The organism is Roseburia zhanii (genome assembly GCF_014287635.1).
GTDB classification, from domain to species: Bacteria; Bacillota; Clostridia; order Lachnospirales; family Lachnospiraceae; genus Roseburia_B; species Roseburia_B zhanii.
In genome coordinates this window covers 146,199-169,116 of the sequence record NZ_JACOPH010000006.1, presented here as the reverse complement: position 1 = coordinate 169,116, position 22,918 = coordinate 146,199, and the positions used below count along the sequence as shown (strand labels likewise).

The window sequence follows — 22,918 nt, the reverse complement described above, 5'->3', positions numbered from 1 at the left end:
ATGAACAGGAGAAGGAAAATAAGTATTGCATTGGCGATCATAGTCATTATCACGACGGGATGTATCTGGTATATGGTCAGTGCGCAGCAGAAGGAAGTCAAAGTTTTTACAGCAACGCTGGCTTTTCCGGGAAGTGAATTGGAAGCGGATAATTATATGGAAGATAAGATTGCCGAACTTACAGGAGCAAGAGCAGAAGTCACATGGTTAAACGGACAGAATCCATCGGATCTTGTGAATAGCATGATCGTATCAGGCGAATATCCTGACTTTATTCAGGGAAGTGATGCTACAAAGGAGTTGTTGGATGCAGGGGCATTTATTCCGCTTGAAGATTATTTAGATGACTATCCGAATCTTAAAAATTATATGACAGATGAACAGTGGGAGTCTTATCGTAAAGATGACGGACATATCTATTTTATGCCATCTTATGGTGTGATCCGTGGGCATGATACGAAAGTAATGAAATCGGGAGAGGCATTCTGGATACAGAAACGAGTGCTGGAATGGGCAGGTTATCCTAAATTGCAGACAATTGATGATTATTTTGATCTTATCTGTGATTATCAGAAAGAACATCCTAAGACGGACGGAGAAGATACGATCGGATTTGAAATCTTATGTGATGACTGGCGGTATTTCTGTCTGGAAAATCCACCGATGTTTTTAGCAGGATACCCGAATGACGGCTGTGCGATCATTGATCGAAAAACGCAGACAGCAAAAGTCTATGATACGATACCGGAAGCAAAGCAGTACTATAAGAAATTAAGCAGTATGTATGAAAAAGGCGTGATCGATCCGGAAACCTTTATGCTCTCTTATGATCAGTATATAGAAAAAATCAAGCAGGGAAATGTACTTGGCATGGTAGATCAATATTGGGAGATCCAGAGTGCACAAAACAGCCTGTATGCAAATGGAAAAGAGGAATATACTTATGTGCCATTCCCAATTACCGCATCAGAAGATATCAAGCCTGATTATAACTGTACAGAATACAACTTGCAGACAGGGGAGGGAATCGGAATCTCTACTTCCTGTCAGGACGTAGAGGGTGCCTTACAGTTCTTAAACGATCTGCTTTCGGACGAAGTGATGAAACTCCGCTACTGGGGAGAAGAAGGCAGAGATTACGAAGTCGGTGAAAATGGTGTATTTTACCGCACTAAAGAGCAGCGGGATAACTGGGGCAATGATGATTATCTCAGGCAGAACAGTTGTACATATGGATATTTTCCAACGTATGAGGGAATGCTTCCGGATGGGATCAATACCGTACTTCCGGGAGAACAGCCGGGCGAATATTATGCATCCTTATCCGCATATGATAAGAAAGTCTTAGATGCCTATGGCTATCAGACATGGTCAGACTTTTTAGGAGAAGAAAGAGAAGGTGATCCGTGGTATCCGATCTATCCTAGTGCAGAGGACTGGGGAACAGATACGGAATACGGAAAAGCCAAAGAAGATATGAAACTTCTCAAAAAAGAATGGCTGCCGAAACTGATCATGACATCGCCGGATGAATTTGATGCGGCATGGGATCATTATGTGGATATGTATAACAGCAGGATCAATGTTAAAGCTTATGAGAAGCAGTTGGATATTGAAATCCAAAACCGTATGAAAAACCGTATAAAATGATAAATTTTATGAGTTGACAAATCATTTTTTTATGCATATAATGACCTTATTCTTGTGGTCATTATGGATCATGATAATATAAAGAACACAGGCTGTGATAAGAAGAAGTAGCAGTACACAGAGGCATACAGAAAGTAACCGGCAGATGAGAGGTGCATGATGAGTATACTGTGAATACATCTTTGAGCTTCCCATTGAATAGATTTGCAGATGGCAGATGTTAGTAGGTGGTGACGGGATTGTGCACGTTACAGCACAGAGGTATTGACAGATACCCACAGAGGCAGTTTTGCGTAAGCAGGCTGTAAATAAAGGTGGTAACACGGAACATTGGCTTTCGTCCTTTTTAGGACGAAAGCTTTTTTTAATTACTTTATTATCAAAAAAGGAGAACAGATATGACATTATATGATGAATTAGTTGCCCGTGGTCTGATCGCACAGGTAACAGACGAAGAAGAAATCAAAGAACTGATAAACAATGGAAAGGCTGTATTCTACATTGGATTTGATCCTACCGCAGACAGTCTTCATGTCGGACATTTTATGGCACTCTGCCTGATGAAACGTTTACAGATGGCAGGAAATAAGCCAATAGCCTTAATCGGAGGCGGTACAGCTATGATCGGTGATCCATCAGGACGTACGGATATGCGTCAGATGATGACACCGGAAACAATCCAGCATAACTGTGACTGTTTTAAGAAACAGATGAGCCGTTTTATTGATTTTTCTGATGGAAAAGCATTGATGGTCAATAATGCAGACTGGCTGATGGATTTAAATTATATCGATGTACTGCGTGAGGTAGGTGCACATTTCTCTGTAAACCGTATGCTTACAGCAGAGTGTTACAAACAGCGTATGGAAAAAGGACTTAGTTTCCTTGAATTTAACTACATGATCATGCAGAGTTATGATTTTTACACCTTATACCAGAAATACGGCTGTAATATGGAGTTTGGCGGTGATGACCAGTGGAGCAACATGCTTGGCGGTACAGAACTGATCCGTCGTAAATTAGGCAAAGATGCCTATGCCATGACGATCAATCTGCTGTTAAATTCTGAAGGCAAGAAGATGGGAAAAACACAGTCCGGTGCAGTCTGGCTTGATCCGGAAAAAACTTCTCCATTTGATTTTTACCAGTACTGGAGAAATGTATCTGATGCAGATGTATTAAAATGTATCAAGATGCTGACATTCCTTCCGTTAGAGGAAATCAAGGAAATGGAATCATGGGAAGGCAGCCAGTTAAACCGTGCAAAAGAGATTCTTGCATATGAACTGACAAATCTGGTTCATGGAGAAGAAGAAGCAAAGAAGGCAGAAGAAAGTGCAAAAGCACTCTTTTCCGGTGGAAATGCAGCAGATATGCCGACAGTCACGATCACAGAAAATGATCTGAGAGATGGTGCAATCGATATTTTAGGACTGCTGGTAAGTTCTTCTTTGGCAGCATCAAGAGCAGAAGCCCGTCGTAATGTAGAACAGGGTGGTGTGACCGTCAATGGTGAAAAAGTGACAGATGTTAAGAAAACATACACACCGGATGATATCATGGCAGAAGATTTTGTCTTAAAACGTGGTAAGAAAAAATTCTGCAAAGTTGTGTTCGAATAAAAATACAAAAAAGTTCTTGACCTTGGAGTTTACTCTAATGATATGCTGTCTTTCGGAAAACAAGAAAAAGTTTGAAAGAAAGAAGGTTTATCACGTATGTATTTAGAGAAAATCAACCAACCATCTGATATCAGAAGTCTTCGTTATGAGGAATTAGATCAGCTTGCAGCGGAAATGCGAAAAGCCCTTCTTCATAAACTCAGTAAAAACGGAGGACATTTTGGCCCGAATTTTGGTATGGTGGAGGCAACGATTGCCTTACATTATGTATTCAATTCACCGGTAGATAAATTTGTATTTGATGTTTCACATCAGAGTTATTGTCATAAAATGCTGACAGGCAGAAAAGAATCTTTTCTTAGTGAGGATCATTTCCATGATGTATCGGGATATACAAATCCAGAGGAAAGTGAGCATGATTTCTTTAATGTAGGTCATACATCAACATCTGTCAGCCTTGCGTGCGGACTTGCAAAAGCAAGAGATCTAAAGGGTGACAAAGAGAATATCGTTGCTGTGATCGGAGATGGTTCTTTAAGCGGCGGAGAGGCATTAGAAGGCATTGATTTTGCTTCTGAATTAGAGAGTAATTTCATTATCATTGTCAATGACAATGATATGTCGATCGCTGAAAACCATGGCGGACTCTATAAGAATTTAAAAGAATTAAGAGAAAGCAATGGAACGGCAGCCTGTAACCTGTTTAAAGCCATGGGACTTGATTATGTATATTTAGAGGAAGGAAATGACATTCCAAAACTTATCGATACTTTTGAAAAAGTAAAAGATATTGACCATCCGATCGTTGTTCATATCCATACCCAGAAAGGAAAAGGATATAAACCTGCGGAGGAGCATAAGGAGGACTGGCATTGGTGTATGCCGTTTGATACAGAAACCGGAAAATCCACAGTAAGTTTTGACGGCGAAGATTATGGTCAGCTGACCTGTGATTATCTGATGGGTAAGATAAAAAAAGATCCTAAGGTAGTTGCTATTGTAGCAGCAGTTCCGACGAATATCGGATTTACCGAGGATAAACGTAAAGAAGCAGGAAAGCAGTTTGTAGATGTAGGTATCGCAGAGGAACATGCGATCGCAATGGCATCCGGTATTGCAAAAAATGGTGGAAAACCTGTGTTTGCAACACATTCAAGCTTTATGCAAAGAACGTATGACCAGCTTTCACAGGATCTGTGCATCAATGAAAATCCGGCTACGATCCTTGTTAATACAGCGTCCATTTATGGAATGAATGATGTGACGCATTTAGGAATCTATGATATTCCGTTGATTTCTAACATTCCAAATATGGTATATCTTGCACCGACAAACAAGCAGGAATATTTTGCAATGTTAGACTGGAGTATCGAGCAGGATCAATATCCGGTAGCGATCCGTATTCCATGTAATGGTGTGATCTCTATAACCGAAGATGTAGATACCGATTACAGTGATCTGAACAAATACCAGATCAAGATCTCCGGCAGCAATATTGCGATCCTCGCATTAGGAGATTTCTTTGATATCGGTGAAAAATTAGCGAAGGCAGTTTTAGAAAAGACAGGCGTTATGCCGACACTGATCAATCCGAGATATATCACCGGACTTGACGAAGAACTGTTAGAAAATTTAAAGAAAGACCATACAATAGTCATTACATTAGAAGACGGTATCTTAGATGGTGGTTTCGGCGAAAAGATCGCCCGTTTCTATGGACCTTCCGATGTAAAAGTATACAATTACGGAATCAAAAAAGAGTTTTTAGACCGTTATGCGATCGAAGATGTTTTAAAAGAAAATCATCTGACGGTTCCACAGATCTTAGAAGATGTATTATAGAATGATATAAAAGAAAAAGGGTATCTGTAATCTGCGCAGATACTCTTTTTCTTTTTGATGTTTTTGCCGATATACTTGTATAAGGTGTAACTATTCAGAAACCCTTAGAATCATAAAAGCGGTTTTGCGAATACATGGGATGGGGTTCTGAATCATTGCTATAAGGAAATGTGTTTTTGACACAGGGAGGTGTCTGTTATGAATCTAAAAATTGATAAAAGCCGTGGTATGGAGTTCCATACGGTGACAAGCCACAAAGAAACATCAAAAAAGACAGATGCAAAGCTGATCTCAGCAGAGCAGTTACAGATCAATCAGTTCAGAGAACAAAATTCTCCACAGAAGAACAGGGCGAAGCAGATTTTCTATAAGTTTCGTGCAGGTCAGAAATTGACAGCAGAGGAGTTAGATTTTATTGCAAAAGAGGAGCCTGGCACATATCGTCAGATCAGACAGATCATGCAGGAACGTCAGATGATGGAGGCACAAATGGAGGCAGCGGAAACGAAAGAAGAAGTTGCAGCAATCCGTTTAAATGAAATGACGAAGATCCAGGCTACCATGGGTGAAGGGGAACAGGCGGCTGCACAGGCAGAAACGACGATGGCAAGAGTGAACCAGATGGATTCTGCTTATAAAGAATATACAGCAACCGTAGAATATAAAGACAAAGAGGATGCAAAGTCAAGAGCAGAAGAAAAACGTGAGATCTTAGAGGAGTTAAAGCGGCAGCAGGAAACCTATTCAGATAAGATCAAAGAGAAGGCAGAAGAAACAGATCAGACCGATACGCCAGAGGAAAGTGACAGTGCCGCTGAAGAGATCAAGAAAACCGCAGAAAATGCAAACAAGATCTTAGAAGAAGCCTATGATCTTGAAGATGATAAAAAGGTGAAATCGAAGAAAAAGACGAAAAGAAAGACAAAACGAACAGATCAGCAGCCAATGAATACTTCTGTAGATTATCAGGCACTCCGGCAAAAAGTAAGGGGTATGTACCATACAGAAAAGGGTAGTTCTGCAGGCAATGGAAAAGAAGTTGATCTGTCATTATAAAGATAAAGCGGGGAACATGAGATGCTGACATTAGCAGATATAAAAAAAATGGCATATCTAAATGATTTTAGAAAAGGTATGGATATGCAGAGATTTGGGGATGTTAAAGATTTTGAATACAGTATCTATAATGTCAATGCATCTCCGGTAGCAGAAATCTCAGCCAAAGTAAGAATGGGCGAAGACAGTTACACGCAGACAAGTGTGATCGTGGAAGAAGATTATGCAGATATCAGTGAATATCACTGTGATTGTGATGAAGTCGTCCGGTATGACGGGATTTGTAAGCATTGTGTAGCTGTATTAGCAGAATATGTCCAGAAAAGACGGGTAAAAGAAGTTTTTGATGTCAAATGGAACAAAACAGATACGATCCAGCGTGGGTTTCTCCAGCAGACACCGGTTGGCATGAAAAATATCTTAAACCGCTATGCAATGCAGGGAGCATCAAAATACCTGATCTCGGAAGGAACAAGAGGAAAAGTTGAGATATATCCCTATTTTTATATGTATAAACCACACGCTGCCAGCGTGACTTTTAAAATTGGCATAGACCAGAAGTATGTATTAAAAAATCTGTCGGATTTTCTGACAGCTATACAGCGGGCAGAAAAAATAAAATACGGTAAAAAATTAGAATTTTACCATAACAGCGAGGCATTTTGTGCATCTGCGAAAAGGATGATCAGTTTTATAAATGAACAGCAGGAGCGTCTACAGAGAAGTTCACTTGCTTTCCGTTATTCCTATTATAATTATGGGACAGCAGAACGGTTAGAGCGTACGATCCAGTTAGATGAAGACGGCATAGAACAGTTTTTTACTGCATGGGAAGGGGAAGATTTTGAAGGAGAACTGCCGGATGTGACAGACACCGTCTGGCATATCTCATCAGAAGAAAAAAAGCCAAAACTTCTGATCACAGGTGATGCAAATGGAGCCTTTGTGCAGTTAGAAACAGAACATATATTATACGGCAGCAGTAAATATTATTTTTACGGACAGGGAGAAATCCATAAAAGTCCACCGGACCTGAAAGCAGAAGTCGGAGATTTTTTTGAGTACCTGTCAGGGGAGAATTTTTGCAGATGTTATCTTGCGGAAGATGAACTGCCTGTTTTTTGCAGAGATGTACTTCCGAAATTAAGAGAGCAGTTTGACATCAACTATGAGTCATTTGAGGAAACGATGTACCTGCCGGAAAAACCGGAATTTGAATTATATATCGATAAATTAGAACATGATACGGTAGCAGGAAAAGTCATCGTGACCTATCCGGATAAGAAATATAACTTATTAGAAAAGACAGATTTTGCCACACAGCGGAATATGGAAGAAGAAATGCGTATCCGCAATATGGTCGAACTGTATTTTAATGCGATCGATGCAAAGGGAAGCCTGTTTGTGATAAAAGAAGATGAAGACTTGTTATATCAGCTTTTATCCGGCGGCTTGCAGCAGTTAAGTGAATATCTGACGGTTTATGCATCGGATGCATTCCAGAATATGAAGATCCATACGTCACCGAATATTTCTATCGGGCTGTCTTTAAAAAGTGATCTCTTAGAGTTAGAGATCCAGTCCGAAGAACTGCCGTTAGACCAGTTGTCCTATCTCTTATCGAGGTATGACAGGAAAAAGAAATATATCCGTTTGAAAAATGGCGATTTTATGAACTTGAATAAGGACGACGGATTAGAGATCTTAGCCGAATTAAAAGAAGATCTTCAGCTTACGGATAGTAAGTTAAAGAGCGGAGATCTTATGATCCCGAAATACCGGGCACTCTATTTAGATGGAACACTGAAAGATAAACAGTCGCTGCATGTGGAAAAAAACAGGGAATTTAAGTCCATGATACGAAGTATGAAAACAATCGAGGACAGTGATTATGAAGTTCCTGTTACCTTAAAAAAAGTCATGCGGGAATACCAGAAAGACGGATTCCGCTGGATGAAAACATTACTTGACCATGGATTTGGCGGTATTTTAGCAGATGATATGGGACTTGGAAAGACATTGCAGGTGATCAGTGTCCTCTTATCAGAGAGGGCAGAGCAGCAGGCCAGCTTGCGGGAAGAAAGACCGTTTTTAGTCATCTGTCCGGCTTCTTTAGTCTATAACTGGAAAAAAGAGATCGAGCGGTTTGCTCCAACGCTTTCTGTAAAAGTAATTTCAGGAGATGCGATGGAACGTAAAGCGGCGATCAGAGAGATGGAAAACAGACAGGTTATCATCACTTCGTATGATGTTTTAAAAAGGGATATTGAAGATTATGAAAAACATGTCTTTGCGATACAGGTGATCGATGAAGCACAGTATATCAAAAATCCGGCAACACAGGCAGCAAAAGCCGTTAAAAAGATCAATGCAGGCTTTAAATTAGCATTGACCGGAACTCCGATCGAAAACCGCTTAAGTGAACTCTGGAGTATCTTTGATTATCTGATGCCGGGATTTTTGTATGCATATTCCCATTTCCGCCAGGAGATGGAATTACCGATCATCGCAGGGCAGGATGAAAATAAAATGGAACGCTTGCAGCGAATGATACGCCCATTCGTCCTGCGGCGGCTTAAGAATGATGTCTTAAAAGATCTTCCGGAAAAATTAGAGGAAAATGTGTATTCTAAAATGGAAGGAGAACAGCTTTCCTTATATGATGCACATGTGCAGCGGATGAAACTGATGTTAAATAAACAGAACGATCAGGAATTTAAGCAGGTGCGTTTTGAGGTTTTAGCAGAATTGACAAGATTACGTGAGATCTGTTGTGATCCGTCCCTTGTATTTGAAAATTATAAAGGAGAGTCTGCAAAATCAGAAACATGCATGGAACTGATCACAAATGCGGTCAATGCCGGACATAAGATTTTATTGTTTTCACAGTTTACAACGATGTTAGAGCGGTTACAGGCACAGCTTGCGCAGGCAGGGATTTCCTACTATACACTGACTGGTTCTGTCAGTAAGGAAAAGAGAATGCAGTTAGTAGAAGCATTTAATCAGGATGATACGAATGTCTTTTGTATCTCATTAAAGGCTGGTGGTACAGGCTTAAATCTGACAGCAGCAGATATTGTGATCCATTACGATCCCTGGTGGAATATCGCAGTACAGAATCAGGCAACCGACAGGGCACACCGTATCGGACAGGATAAGGTCGTGACGGTTTATAAATTAGTGACACAGGGGACAATCGAGGAAAAGATCGTAGAGATGCAGGAGCGGAAAAAAGCACTTGCAGATGAAGTGTTAGAAGGAACCGGTATGGATACAGGCAGATTTTCAAGGGAAGAACTGTTAGAACTGCTGGGATAAATTACATTTTTTCTACCCGTTTACGCAGTTCTAACATCTGTTTATCCATAGTGCTGATCACGGTAGAATAGTTTTTCAATTCTTCTTCTGATTTTTTCATATCTTCCGGATCTTTTTTATAACAGATCTGGTTATCAACAGCAGCCCAGAAATCCATGGCAACGGTACGGATCTGGATTTCTACACGCTGTAACTGTGTAGTGTCCTTATAGATGAGCGGAATATCTAAGATCAGATGCAGACTCTGGTATCCGCTCTTTTTTGGATTTTTTATGTAATCCTTTTCTTTGATCAGTATGAAATCCTTCTGCTGTTTTAATAATTCAGCAATCTTGTATACATCATCACTGTACAGACATACGACACGGATGCCGACAATGTCATTTAATTTCTGTATGGCATTCTCAAAAGAAACCTCATAGCCTTTTTTGATCAGTTTTCTTGCAATGCTGTCCGGTGATTTGATGCGGTGTTCGATTTTCTGGGTTACGATCCGTTTATATTTTGTGGATAGTTCATAGTCGATCATTTCTAAGATAAATTCTACGTGTCTGACCGTCTGCTTTTTCTGCAATAGAAACAGTGGATCAGACAGTCCTTTTACTAAAGTATCGATGGTTATCCGTTCCTTTCCTTTTTTTGATTTTTCTTTTACTTTTGTCATTAGCATCACCTTTCTTTTGCTTTTGTAGTTTGTTTATTATAATTCTCTGCATCTCTACAGTGTGATCTAAAAAAATTGTCCCTGCTATCATGTATATGTAAAAAACAGTAAATTATGTGTAAAATAGTTACGGTTTACGAGGTATGCCGGATTGTATTTTTATCGAAAATCCGTTATACTGAAACAAGTGGCATAGTACTTTAGAACTGTATGATTACAGGCGGAATGCAGTCAGGGACATATTTTTTATACATTCTGCCTGTTTACATCTGTGAACCAGTTAGTGTATATTTTTGCAGTACCGATGATCTTAGGTAGAGTGGAACAGAGAATGAAACAGTTGACGTATCAATTTTTATGATTCTAAGGGGTTTGGAATAATTTTCGCGGAGGACTACATGGCAAAATTTTGTGTATATGCAGTAGCAAGAGGAAGAAAAACAGGCGTTTTTCATACATGGCCGGAATGTCAGGCACAGGTCAAAGGATATAAGAATCCGGTTTTTAAAGGATTTATGACAGAAGAAGAAGCAAAGGAATGGCTTTTATCCGGCAATCAGAAGTATCAGAAGTCAGAAAAGAAAGAACTGCCACCAGAGCAGATCGACTGGAGCACTTATTTTGAAGAAGACCATTTAGATACCAATGAACTGCCGGCAGTTATGCCGGAAGCATATGCATTCGTAGATGGTTCATACAATGATAATTATAATGGAAGAAAAGTCTATGGCTATGGCGGGATCGTACATGCCAACGGAGAAGATGTCTATGTCAGCGGCCATGGCTGTGAAGAAGCATATGTTGTTTCAAGACAGATTCCGGGAGAGGTATTTGGTTCCTTAAGTGCGATCGAAAAAGCGATTGAATTAGGTGTACCCCATCTGGTCGTATTTTATGATTATGCAGGACTTGGACACTGGGCGACTTCCGGTAAACGCTGGAAAGCAGAAAAGCCGATCGCAAAAGCATACGTGCAGAAGTATGATGAATTCAGTGAGAAGATCAAAGTGAATTTCTATCATGTAAAAGCACATACCGATATTGCCGGAAATGAAATGGTCGATAAAATGGCAAAGCGTGAAGTTGGTATCTTATAATAGAAGATATGTAATAATAGGAAGTATGGAAGCGTTATAAAACCCATACTGCAGAGCGTTCTTAAAAGACACTTTGCAGTATGGGTTTTTGTCGGTTTATCAGGGTTTTTGGCGAATTTTCGTGTTTACGAATATTTTACAAAGGCTTTACAGAAACAGAAAGTACTATTTTACATAAACAAGATATGCTAAAGCAGTCGACAGAAAAGAAGAAGAAAAAAATGTAAAATGAAATGTAAAACATGGAGGAAGAAAGAAATGAAAAAATTATCCGTATTGATGTTAATTGGAGCACTTACAGTAGGAACACTTGCAATGACAGGTTGTGGAGGAGCTGATAATACAGCTACTGATACAGCAGCAGATACAACAACAGACAACACAGCAGATACAACGGCAGCAGATACAAGTGCTGCAGATGATACAGCAGCTTCTGATTTTGATACCAGCGAAGCAATCAGCGTCGTTTCACGAGAAGATGGTTCTGGTACAAGAGGTGCTTTCATCGAATTGTTTGGTGTAGAAGAAAAAGACGAAAACGGTGACAAAGTGGATTATACAACAGATGAAGCAATCATCACAAACAGCACAGATGTTATGATGACAACTGTAGCAGGTGATGATTATGCAATCGGTTACTGCTCCCTTGGTTCTTTAAATGACACAGTAAAGGCTGTAACGATCGATGGAGCAGAAGCAACCGTAGATAATATCAAATCCGGTTCTTATACAATTGCAAGACCATTTAATATCGTAACAAAAGATGGTATTTCAGGCGTAGCACAGGATTTCATCAACTATATCTTAAGCGCAGACGGACAGCAGGTTGTATCAGATAATGGATATATCGCAGTAGCAGATAATGCAGAAGCATTTACCTCTGATAATTCTGAAGGAAAGATCGTTGTAGCAGGTTCTTCTTCCGTAACACCGGTTATGGAAAAATTAAAAGAAGCATATGAGACTGTCAATGGAAAAGCTGAAATTGAGATTCAGGAAAGTGATTCAACAACAGGTGTTACAGCAGCAATCGATGGAACATGTGATATCGGAATGGCTTCAAGAGAGTTAAAAGAAGAAGAAACAGGCGTTAGTGCAACTAAGATCGCAATGGACGGTATCGCAGTTATCGTAAACAACAATTCCCCAGTGACAGATTTATCCAAAGATGCAGTCAAAGGCATTTTCACAGGTGACACAACTACATGGGACGAAGTTGTAAAATAATGAAGATAAAAACAATAAGTGGCAGCCGGTTTTAACAAAAGGAGATCTGTATTATGCAAAAAAAAGAAAAAGTAATGGAAATTCTGTTCCTTGCAACAGCCTGCGTATCGGTAGTAGCAGTAGCATTGATCTGCATCTTCCTGTTTGCAAACGGACTGCCGGCAATGTTTAAGATCGGAATTTCCGATTTTATTCTGGGTACAAAATGGAAACCCGGAAACGATAAATTTGGAATCTTTCCTATGATATTAGGCAGTATCTATGTGACGGCAGGATCAGTGCTGATCGGAGTTCCGGTAGGAATTTTAATGGCAGTTTTTATGGCACGTTTCTGTCCGGCAAAGCTGCATTCCATATTAAAACCGGTGGTAGACCTCTTAGCAGGTATTCCTTCTATCGTATATGGTTTTTTTGGTCTGGTAGTGATCGTTCCTTTCGTAAGAGAACATTTTAAAGGAAATGGAAACAGTATCTTAACAGCGTCCATACTGCTTGGGATCATGATCCTTCCGACGATCATCGGAGTATCAGAATCCGCACTCAGGGCTGTACCGCAAAACTACTATGAAGGTGCACTTGCATTAGGTGCAACCCATGAAAGAAGTGTATTTACCGTAGTTCTTCCGGCAGCAAAATCAACGGTTATGGCAGCGGTTATATTAGGCATTGGCCGTGCGATCGGTGAAACAATGGCAGTTATGATGGTCGCAGGAAATCAGGCAAGACTTGCAACTTCCATCTTTAAGGGAGTCAGAACGCTGACAGCCAACATTGTAATAGAAATGGGATATGCATCAGGATTACACAGAGAAGCATTGATCGCAACAGGTGTGGTACTGTTTATATTTATCCTGATCATTAACATCAGCTTTTCTATCTTAAAACAGAGAAATGAGGTGTCCTGATGAAAGAAGCGATAAATACTCAATCAATCGGAAAAAAACTAATGTCATATAAAAAGCATCCGGGTTCATTCTTACTACTGCTGTTAGTATTAGCATCTGCTGTACTGACAGTAGGTGTTTTATTGTATCTGATCGCATATATATTGATCCATGGTGTCCCATATCTGACACCGGATCTGTTTGCACCGGAATATAATTCAGATAATGTATCGTTAGTACCGGCACTGGTAAATACTATATTTATGACAGTCCTTGCATTACTGATTGCAGTACCGCTTGGGATCGGGGCAGCAATCTATCTGGCTGAATATGCAAAAAGAGGAAATCGTTTGGTACGCCTGATCCGCTTAATGGCAGAAACACTTCAGGGTATTCCATCAATTATCTATGGACTCTTTGGCATGCTGTTTTTTGTAACGGCATTAAAAATCGGCTACTCATTGCTTGCAGGAGCGGCAACTTTAGCCATTATGGTACTTCCGGTCGTTATGCGTACAACAGAAGAAGCACTTTTATCTGTACCGGATATGTACCGGGAAGGAAGTTTCGGACTTGGAGCAGGAAAACTGCGTACAGTCTTTCGTGTCGTACTTCCATCAGCAATACCGGGAATCCTCTCAGGTGTGATCCTTGCAACAGGACGTATTGTCGGAGAAACAGCAGCATTGATCTATACAGCAGGCACAGCACCACAGATCGCAGGAAGTTTATTTGATTCAGGACGTACCCTTGCAGTACATATGTATTCACTGTCGAGAGAAGGACTTCATGTAAACCAGTCTTATGCGACAGCCGTTGTATTGTTAGTCATAGTTCTTATAATGAATTCGCTTTCTTCGATCATCGCAAGAAAAGTGGCTTCTAAGAATCAGTAGAAAGGAATCAGAATATGGGATATAAATTTACGGTAGAAAAATTAGATCTGTTTTATGGTGATTTTCATGCATTAAAAAATATTAATATGAATATTCCGGAAAATAAGATCACAGCCTTTATCGGACCTTCCGGTTGTGGAAAATCTACATTTTTAAAATCCTTAAACCGTATGAACGATTTAGTGGAAGGATGCAAGATCACAGGAGATGTCCGGTTAGACGGCGAAGATATCTATGGAAAGATGGATGTCAACCAGTTACGGAAACGTGTTGGTATGGTATTCCAGAAACCCAATCCATTTCCAATGAGCATATATGACAATATCGCATATGGACCAAAGACACATGGCATCCATTCAAAATCAAAATTAGATGAGATCGTAGAAACTTCTTTAAAACAGGCAGCGATCTGGGATGAAGTCAAAGACCGGCTGAAAAAAAGTGCACTCGGGTTATCCGGTGGACAGCAGCAGAGACTCTGTATCGCAAGAGCACTTGCAGTAAATCCGGAAGTTATTTTAATGGATGAGCCGACTTCAGCCTTAGACCCGATCTCAACATCAAAGATTGAAGATCTTGTCATTGACCTGAAAAATGACTATACGATCATCATGGTAACACATAATATGCAGCAGGCAACACGAGTATCAGATGAAACGGTATTCTTCCTGTTAGGCGAAGTAATAGAAAGCGGAAATACAGAGCAGTTATTCTCACTTCCACAGGATAAACGTACAGAAGATTATATTACAGGAAGATTTGGTTAAGAGAAAGGAGGATTCCTATGAGAAACCGTTTTGACAGACAGTTACAGCAGTTAAATGAAGAACTGATTGAAATGGGAGAACATATAGAATATGCGATCGAGATGGCATCGAATGCTTTTGCCACACAGGATTGTGAAAAAGCAAAAGAGGCGATCAGCTATGACACAGAGATCGACCAGCAGGAACGTGATATCGAAGCACTCTGTATGAAGCTGTTGTTGCAGCAGCAGCCGGTAGCAAAAGATTTAAGACTGATCTCATCAGCATTGAAGATGATCACAGATATGGAGAGGATCGGAGATCATGCAGCCGATATTTCCGAAATGACACTTTCGATGGCAGGTGCACCTTATATGATCAAACCGGACTGTATCCAGAAGATGGCAGTGGAAACGATCGATATGGTCATCAGAAGCGTCAATGCTTTTGTCAATAAAGACTTAGAAGCAGCCCGCTGGGTGATCAAACGGGATGATGTTGTAGATGAGCTGTTTGATTCCGTGAAAAACCGTCTGATCGATTTGATCAATTCCAATAAGGAAAACGGAGAACAGGCATCCGATATGCTCATGGTTGCTAAGTATTTTGAGAGGATCGGTGACCATGCCACAAACATCGCAGAATGGGTGATCTTCTCTATTACGGGCACTCATGAAGATGCGTAAAAACAATTTTACATAGATTTTACAAAAAATACCTATCCATTTTACATACTCTCGGTATGATGCAAAGGAAGTGAACATGCAAATAAAATATGAGGAGAATGTAAAATGGATATTTTTGGAATACTCACATTAGTAGGCGGCTTAGCACTGTTCCTTTATGGAATGAGTATCATGGGTGACGGACTAGAGAAGGTATCAGGCGGTAAGCTTGAGATGCTTTTAGAGAAGCTGACTTCGAACCCGTTAAAAGCCGTTGGGCTTGGTGCTGCGGTAACGGCAGTTATCCAGTCATCTTCTGCAACAACCGTTATGGTCGTCGGTTTTGTAAATTCCGGCATTATGAAACTTTCACAGGCAATCGGTGTCATCATGGGTGCAAATATCGGAACAACTGTCACATCATGGATCTTAAGTCTTACCGGTATTCAGGGTGAAAGTATTTTTGTACGACTGTTAAAACCGTCATCATTTACGCCTATTTTAGCAGCAATCGGTATTATCCTGTATATGTCAGGAAAAAACAGTAAAAAGAAAGATATCGGAGGAATCTTTTTAGGTTTTGCAGTTTTGATGTTTGGTATGGAGGCAATGAGCGGTGCAGTAGAACCGTTAGCAGATGTGCCGGAATTTACCAGTATGCTTACCATGTTCAAAAATCCATTGCTTGGTGTGCTCGTAGGTGCGGTATTGACAGCAGTTATCCAGTCTTCATCAGCTTCTGTCGGTATTTTACAGGCATTGTCAGTAACAGGTGCGTTTACCTATCAGGCTGTTATCCCAATCATCATGGGACAAAATATCGGTACCTGTGTAACTGCCATGCTCTCCGCAGTCGGTGCTAACAGAAGTGCAAAGAGGACAGCATTCGTACACTTGTATTTCAATATCATTGGTGCTACAGTATTTATGGTCTTATACTTTAGTTTAAATGCGTTGATCGGATTTAGCTTTTCAGAAGATGTTGTAGGTGTTGCAGGAATCGCACTGATCCATAGTATCTTTAATATCTTTACAACACTGATTCTTCTGCCATTTACAAAAGGTCTGGAAAAACTGGCATACCTGACGATCCCGGAATCAGAGGAAGAACGGGAAGCCAAAGAAGATACGGAGTTCCAGATCTTAGATGACCGCTTTTTGCAGACACCGGCATTTGCGATTGAACAGTGCCGCAGTCTTGCAGATAAAATGGCAGAACTTTCCAAAGATTGTTTCTTAAAAGCGATGAAGGTGCTTTTTGCGTATACAGATGCAGGTGCAGAAGAAGTCATTGCATTAGAGAATAAGATCGATGTTTATGAAGATAAACTCAGTATATATCTTACAAAATTAAACAGCACAAATCTGGCATATAACGACAGCCAGAATGTATCAACGCTGTTGCACTGTATCATGGATTTTGAGCGCATTTCCGATCATGCAGTCAATGTGGTAGAGTCTGCACAGGAAATGAACCGGAAAGAACAGCATTTTTCAAAAAAAGCAGAAGAAGAAATGAAGATTTATGGCAATGCGGTTGAAGATATCCTGACAAGAACCATGGAAGCATTTGTATCACAGGATGAGAAGAAGATACTGACGATCGAGCCTTTAGAAGAAGTGATCGATAAGATCAATAAAGATGTGAAAAAGCGTCATATCAAACGGCTTAGAAAAGGAAAATGTACGATTGAATTAGGACTGATCCTTTCAGATGTCGCAACTAATTATGAAAGAGTATCTGACCACTGTTCAAATATCGCAGTCTGTCTGATACAGATGCAGGATAGTGAATTAGAGGCACACAGCTATATGAATCATTTAAAGGATGGAGAAGACCTTTCCTTTGAAAAACAGGTGGAAGTATTTGCAGAAAAATATAATCTGGGAAAGGAAAAGCCATCGAAATAGTCTGGAGGAAAAATGGCAACAATTTATATTGTAGAAGACGATGTAAACATTCGTGAGATCGAACGTTATGCATTAAAAAATGGCGGTTTTGATGTTGTAGAGTTTGAACGGGGAAGTGATCTGTCTGCAGCAGTAGAAAAAAAGATCCCTTCACTGATCTTATTAGATATCATGCTGCCGGATGAAGACGGCTTAGAGATTTTAACAGATTTACGGAAGAAAAAAGAAACAAAAAATATACCAGTCATTATGGTAACAGCGAAATCTACAGAGTTAGATAAAGTAAAAGGGTTAGATATGGGTGCCGATGATTACCTGACGAAGCCATTTGGTGTCATGGAACTGATCTCACGCGTGAAAGCGTTATTAAGAAGAACGGAACGTGTGGCAGAAGCAGATGTGATACGCTGTGGCTGTATCAGTTTAGATAATAAGAAGCACGCAGTCAAAGTCAATGAGAATGTCTGTGAACTGACATTTAAAGAATTTGAACTGCTTCGGTATATGATGTTAAATGAAGGCATCGTATTATCGCGAGATAAGATCATGGATCAGGTGTGGGGATTTGAATATGAGGGAGAGAGCCGTACGGTGGACATGCATATTAAGACTCTGCGCCATAAATTAGGGGAAGCCGGAGCGTTGATCAAAACCGTAAGAAACGTAGGATATATGATAGATTAACAAGAGGTATACCCATGAAAAAAAAGATGAATATCCGTTTTATGATCATATCTGCGGCTGCGATCATCATTACAGCCGTTATTTCGACAGTGCTGTTTTATATGGTCTTGCAGGAACAGGTTTTTTCGGATCTGAAAGCATATGAACATATTGTCAGTCAGATTGACCCTACGGAGCTTAATATCGATAAAGATGAGATCCGTATCACATGGATCGATAAAGATGGAACAGTCATCTATGACAACGAAGCAGATGCGTCTGTTATGGAAAATCATAAGGACAGGCCGGAAGTTATCGCTGCCCAAAAATATGGAGAAACGAAAAAAATCCGCTGGTCATCAACATTATCTGTACATACTTTTTATTATGCAGCATTAAAGGAAGATGGAAGTGTACTACGGATCGCAAAACAGAGCAGCAGCATTTACCGGGTTATGGTCAATGCAGTAATGATCATTTTAGCAATGTCAATCGTTACATTTGTTTTGTGTGCAACGGTAGCACATCTTTTGACGAGAAGAATGGTAGAACCTATCGAGCGAATGGCAGACAATCTTGTACTTTTAGATGCGTCTAACGTGTATGAGGAGATCCGGCCATTTGTAACGACGATCAAAGAACAGCATACGAATATCTTAAATCATGCGAAGATGCGTCAGGAATTTACGGCGAATGTATCGCATGAGTTAAAGACACCGCTGACAGCAATTTCAGGTTATGCAGAACTGATTGAAAATGGAATGGCGGCAAAAGAGGATATCGGACGTTTTGCAGCGCAGATCCATAAAAATTCGAGCCGTCTGCTTATGCTGATCAATGATATCATCAAACTTTCAGAATTAGATGATGAAGAACTGAAGATCCCATTTGAAAAATTTGACCTGTATACATTAGCAGAAAATACGATCCATATGATGGATATGCCGGCACAGAAACAGGATGTTGATCTGATCCTATCAGGCGAACATGTTATGATAAACGGTGGCAAGAATCTGATCGATGAACTTCTCTATAATCTGATCAGCAATGCGATCCGTTATAATGTCAAAGGCGGTAAGGTATATGTAGAAACCGGAATGGACGGGGATCACCCATATCTTAGAGTGACAGATACCGGAATCGGAATCCCGAAAGAACATCAGGAACGTGTCTTTGAACGTTTCTACCGAGTTGATAAGAGCCGTTCAAAATCAACCGGTGGTACGGGACTTGGACTTGCGATCGTAAAGCATGTTGTCGCACAGCATGATGCTTCGATCAGCTTAGAAAGCGAAGAAGGAAAGGGAACAAAGATCACGGTAAAATTTCAGCCGACAGGTAATTGAAAAAAATTATTGACAGGAGAATTGATATACAGTATGTTGGAAACATTTTTGGAAATAAATATGAAAAGAGAGCAGAATTAGCCGGAGGTGTGATCTTAATTCTGATCGGAGTTAAGATTTTGTTGGAACATTTGGGGATTCTGGTGTTATAATTAAAATATGATAATTGAACGATTCATTGAAGGAGGAAAAAACTATGGAATTTTTTGACAAACTCGGAGATACCTTATTAAATGCAGGCAAAGATGTAACACAGAAAGCGAAAGATGTATCGGGTATTGCAAAATTGAAATTAGATATCCGCTCAAAAGAAGATTTTATCAAATCACAGTATACAGAACTTGGTAAGATCTATTATGAAAAGAACAAAGGAGCAGATGTTCCGGAAAAAGAGCAGTTTGAGAGAATTGAAGAAGCATTAGAGGAAATCGAAAAGATGCAGCTTCAGATCCTTGAATTAAAGAAAGCAAGAAAATGTCCAGAGTGTGGTGCAGAGGCATCTGATAAAGCAGAATATTGTAGTGCCTGTGGAGCAAAGCTTTCGGTAGTTGTAGAAGAATCACCTTATGAAGATGAGTCGGGAAATGTACCTTGCAAAGATGAGTCAGAAGCAGAAGGTGTAGAAATGGCAGTTGAGAAAGGGGATACGGAAGAATAGCACTTAGCACCCACTGGGTGCTATTCTTTTTCCCTTCTCCTTGACAGAAAATCCACGAAGTGTTAGTCTAAGAAAAGAAAAATGCAGAGAAAAAGAGAGTACATGAAAAGGAAGTTGACAGAGAAATCTCTACTGGCAGAATTAAAAAAATATATTTGTCAGGGCTGTGAGGAGATAATGGAAGTTTCATGGAAGATGGCTTTAGAGCAGATGGAATGAACTGTAAAGACAATGGGATCAGAGAATTGTTGTGGGACAGATAATTTCAGACAGGTCCGCCTGTTATAGCGGCAGCGTATGATAAGATGAGTACGTGCAGAGGTTTTTATCGTGAGGTAAAGACGAATAGAAGTGGTAACATGGGATGATAGCCCGTCTTCTTGTATAAGAAGGCGGGATTTTTTATATAACAGAAAAATCTGTTGAAAATTTCTATTATATAAAAATCCATCCGGATAAGAATGTTATGCAGCTTACAGAAAGGAGGAACAGCAATGGATTGTCCTTATTGTAAAGAAGAAATGGAAACCGGAAAGGTGTGCAGCAACAGTGGTTTATGGTGGAGCTGCGAAGGAGAAAAACTGACATTAAATGATGAACCGAAAATGATAGGTGCCATCAATGGTTACAGAATTACAGCATATCGTTGTAAAAAATGTGGAAAAATAATTATTTTAACAGGAGGAAACCATGAGTAATAAAGGAAAATTTTATATGACAACAGCAATTGCCTATACATCAGGCAAACCGCACATCGGTAACACATATGAGATCATTTTGGCAGATGCGATCGCCCGTTATAAACGACAGGAAGGATATGATGTATATTTCCAGACAGGAACAGATGAGCATGGTCAGAAGATTCAGGAAAAAGCAGAGGCAGCAGGCATTACGCCAAAGCAGCACGTAGATAAGGTTGCAGGAGAAGTAAAGCGGATCTGGGATCTTATGAATACCTCTTATGATAATTTTGTCCGTACAACAGACGAAGACCATGAGAAACAGGTGCAGAAGATTTTTAAAAAATTATATGATAAAGGTGATATTTACAAAGGGTCTTATGAAGGATTGTATTGTACCCCATGTGAATCTTTCTGGACAGAATCCCAGTTAGTAGATGGCAAATGCCCGGACTGCGGAAGGGAAGTAAAACCTGCAAAAGAAGAAGCATATTTCTTTAAAATGAGCAAGTATGCCGACCGTCTGATCGAGCATATCAACACGCATCCGGAATTTATCCAGCCGGTTTCCAGAAAAAATGAAATGATGAATAACTTCCTTCTTCCGGGGCTGCAGGATCTTTGCGTATCCAGAACATCATTCAGCTGGGGAATTCCGGTAGATTTTGATCCAAAGCATGTCGTATATGTATGGTTAGATGCATTGACAAACTATATCACAAAGATCGGTTATGATGCAGATGGCAATTCCAGCGACCTGTTTAAGAAAAACTGGCCGGCTGACCTGCATCTGATCGGAAAAGATATCATTCGTTTCCATACGATCTACTGGCCGATCTTCTTAATGGCATTAGATCTTCCATTACCAAAACAGGTATTTGGACATCCGTGGCTGTTACAGGGCAATGGCAAGATGAGTAAATCTAAAGGAAATGTACTGTATGCAGATGAATTAGTAGATTTCTTTGGTGTAGATGCAGTCCGTTACTTTGTACTCCATGAGATGCCATTTGAAAATGATGGTGTGATCACATGGGAGTTAATGGTAGAAAGATTAAATTCAGATCTTGCGAACACACTTGGAAACCTTGTCAATCGTACGATTTCCATGAGCAATAAATATTTTGGCGGCGTTGTAACAAACAGTGGTGTGACAGATGCCGTTGATGAAGATTTAAAGAGCGTCGTAACAGGAACTGTTGCAAAGGTAGAAGCAAAGATGGAAGAACTTCGTGTAGCTGATGCGATCACAGAGGTTTTCAATCTGTTCAAACGCTGCAACAAATATATTGATGAAACGACACCTTGGGTACTTGCAAAAGAAGAAGCAACCCTTCCGCGTTTAGAAACCGTTCTTTATAATCTGGTAGAAAGCATCAGCATCGGTGCAACATTGCTGCACAGCTTTATGCCGGAAACAGCTGAAAAAGTATTAGCACAGTTAAATGCAGATATGATCGATTATGATACATTGAATACATTTGGCCATTATGCAAGCGGCAGCAAGGTAACGGACAAACCGGAAATCTTATTTGCAAGATTAGATTTAGAAGAAGTTATGAAAAAAGTAGAGGAACTTCATCCACCTGTAGAAAATGCAGAGGAGAAAAAAGATGATGAACCGGTCATTGACATTGAAGCAAAAGATGAGATCACATTTGATGATTTTATGAAAATGCAGTTTCAGGTAGGTGAGATCATCGAGTGTAAAGCAGTAGAAAAGTCTAAGAAACTGCTTTGTTCACAGGTAAAGATCGGAAGTCAGGTAAAACAGATCGTATCTGGTATCCGTAAAGAATATGCACCGGAAGATATGGTTGGTAAAAAAGTTATGGTGCTTGTCAACTTAAAACCTGCAAAATTAGCAGGCGTCCTTTCCGAAGGTATGCTGCTTTGTGCAGAAAATGAAAAAGGTGAATTAGCATTGATGCAGCCGGATAAAGATATGCCGGCAGGAGCAGAGATCTGCTGATCGATCAGGGAAAAAGAA

The 22,918-nt window shown here is 40.0% G+C and carries 18 protein-coding genes, 1 pseudogene and 1 other annotated feature; of the genes and pseudogenes, 18 read left to right on the top strand and 1 reads right to left on the bottom strand.

Going from position 1 to position 22,918, the window contains the following annotated elements; translation table 11 throughout:
• From H8S17_RS09100 to H8S17_RS09080, 5 genes are all read left to right on the top strand, one after another.
• Nucleotides 1-1,650, top strand: coding sequence for a type 2 periplasmic-binding domain-containing protein (locus H8S17_RS09100; protein WP_186867070.1), 1,650 nt, complete (start codon nt 1-3; stop codon nt 1,648-1,650).
• A gap of 85 nt (nt 1,651-1,735) precedes the next feature.
• Nucleotides 1,736-1,998, top strand: a binding site (T-box leader).
• 50 nt (nt 1,999-2,048) lie between these two features.
• Nucleotides 2,049-3,272: a tyrosine--tRNA ligase gene (gene tyrS, locus H8S17_RS09095; RefSeq protein ID WP_178052294.1), complete on the top strand. Its 1,224-nt coding sequence runs from the start codon at nt 2,049-2,051 to the stop codon at nt 3,270-3,272.
• A 96-nt stretch (nt 3,273-3,368) separates the two neighbouring features.
• Nucleotides 3,369-5,114, top strand: a complete 1,746-nt coding sequence (locus H8S17_RS09090) for a 1-deoxy-D-xylulose-5-phosphate synthase (RefSeq protein ID WP_186867069.1) — start codon at nt 3,369-3,371, stop codon at nt 5,112-5,114.
• A 198-nt stretch (nt 5,115-5,312) separates the two neighbouring features.
• The gene (locus H8S17_RS09085) at nt 5,313-6,170 is read left to right on the top strand and encodes a hypothetical protein (RefSeq protein ID WP_186867068.1); all 858 of its coding nucleotides are present in this window, start codon (nt 5,313-5,315) and stop codon (nt 6,168-6,170) included.
• 21 nt (nt 6,171-6,191) lie between these two features.
• A complete protein-coding gene (locus tag H8S17_RS09080) occupies nt 6,192-9,491 on the top strand; it encodes an SNF2 helicase associated domain-containing protein (protein ID WP_186867067.1) in 3,300 nt (1,099 codons plus the stop codon).
• Between the two features lies 1 nt (nt 9,492).
• Here H8S17_RS09080 and H8S17_RS09075 read toward each other — a convergent pair whose 3' ends face one another.
• Nucleotides 9,493-10,155 (bottom strand): GTP pyrophosphokinase, encoded by a 663-nt coding sequence (locus tag H8S17_RS09075; RefSeq protein ID WP_178052290.1) that lies wholly within the window; start codon nt 10,153-10,155, stop codon nt 9,493-9,495.
• Between the two features lie 398 nt (nt 10,156-10,553).
• Here H8S17_RS09075 and H8S17_RS09070 point away from each other — a divergent pair, with 398 nt between their 5' ends.
• From H8S17_RS09070 to metG, 13 genes and pseudogenes are all read left to right on the top strand, one after another.
• A complete protein-coding gene (locus H8S17_RS09070) occupies nt 10,554-11,252 on the top strand; it encodes a ribonuclease H1 domain-containing protein (protein ID WP_178052289.1) in 699 nt (232 codons plus the stop codon).
• 258 nt (nt 11,253-11,510) lie between these two features.
• Nucleotides 11,511-12,479: a substrate-binding domain-containing protein gene (locus H8S17_RS09065; protein ID WP_186867066.1), complete on the top strand. Its 969-nt coding sequence runs from the start codon at nt 11,511-11,513 to the stop codon at nt 12,477-12,479.
• A gap of 53 nt (nt 12,480-12,532) precedes the next feature.
• A complete protein-coding gene (gene pstC, locus H8S17_RS09060; RefSeq protein ID WP_207723392.1) occupies nt 12,533-13,384 on the top strand; it encodes a phosphate ABC transporter permease subunit PstC in 852 nt (283 codons plus the stop codon).
• Nucleotides 13,384-14,259 carry a phosphate ABC transporter permease PstA gene (pstA, locus tag H8S17_RS09055; RefSeq protein ID WP_186867065.1) on the top strand — a complete coding sequence of 292 codons (876 nt, stop codon included), beginning with the start codon at nt 13,384-13,386 and terminating at the stop codon, nt 14,257-14,259. The genes pstC and pstA overlap by 1 nt, the downstream gene beginning before the upstream one ends.
• A 14-nt stretch (nt 14,260-14,273) precedes the next feature.
• Complete coding sequence (gene pstB / locus H8S17_RS09050) at nt 14,274-15,026, top strand: phosphate ABC transporter ATP-binding protein PstB (RefSeq protein ID WP_178052286.1); 753 nt, start codon at nt 14,274-14,276, stop codon at nt 15,024-15,026.
• A 17-nt stretch (nt 15,027-15,043) separates the two neighbouring features.
• The gene (gene phoU, locus H8S17_RS09045) at nt 15,044-15,691 is read left to right on the top strand and encodes a phosphate signaling complex protein PhoU (RefSeq protein WP_186867064.1); all 648 of its coding nucleotides are present in this window, start codon (nt 15,044-15,046) and stop codon (nt 15,689-15,691) included.
• Between the two features lie 105 nt (nt 15,692-15,796).
• On the top strand, nt 15,797-17,581 hold the full coding sequence (locus H8S17_RS09040; protein WP_178052284.1) for a Na/Pi cotransporter family protein: 1,785 nt from the start codon (nt 15,797-15,799) through the stop codon (nt 17,579-17,581).
• 12 nt (nt 17,582-17,593) lie between these two features.
• Nucleotides 17,594-18,265, top strand: coding sequence for a response regulator transcription factor (locus H8S17_RS09035; RefSeq protein ID WP_178052283.1), 672 nt, complete (start codon nt 17,594-17,596; stop codon nt 18,263-18,265).
• A gap of 14 nt (nt 18,266-18,279) precedes the next feature.
• Nucleotides 18,280-19,590 (top strand): sensor histidine kinase, encoded by a 1,311-nt coding sequence (locus tag H8S17_RS09030; protein WP_186867063.1) that lies wholly within the window; start codon nt 18,280-18,282, stop codon nt 19,588-19,590.
• 35 nt (nt 19,591-19,625) lie between these two features.
• Nucleotides 19,626-19,742: pseudogene (locus tag H8S17_RS09025) on the top strand (manganese efflux pump); the annotation flags it as partial.
• Between the two features lie 44 nt (nt 19,743-19,786).
• A complete protein-coding gene (locus H8S17_RS09020) occupies nt 19,787-20,248 on the top strand; it encodes a zinc ribbon domain-containing protein (RefSeq protein WP_186867062.1) in 462 nt (153 codons plus the stop codon).
• 494 nt (nt 20,249-20,742) lie between these two features.
• On the top strand, nt 20,743-20,946 hold the full coding sequence (locus H8S17_RS09015; protein WP_186867061.1) for a PF20097 family protein: 204 nt from the start codon (nt 20,743-20,745) through the stop codon (nt 20,944-20,946).
• Nucleotides 20,939-22,900: a methionine--tRNA ligase gene (gene metG, locus H8S17_RS09010; RefSeq protein ID WP_178052039.1), complete on the top strand. Its 1,962-nt coding sequence runs from the start codon at nt 20,939-20,941 to the stop codon at nt 22,898-22,900. Before H8S17_RS09015 ends, metG begins: the two co-directional genes overlap by 8 nt.
• The last annotated feature ends 18 nt before the right edge of the window (nt 22,901-22,918 follow it).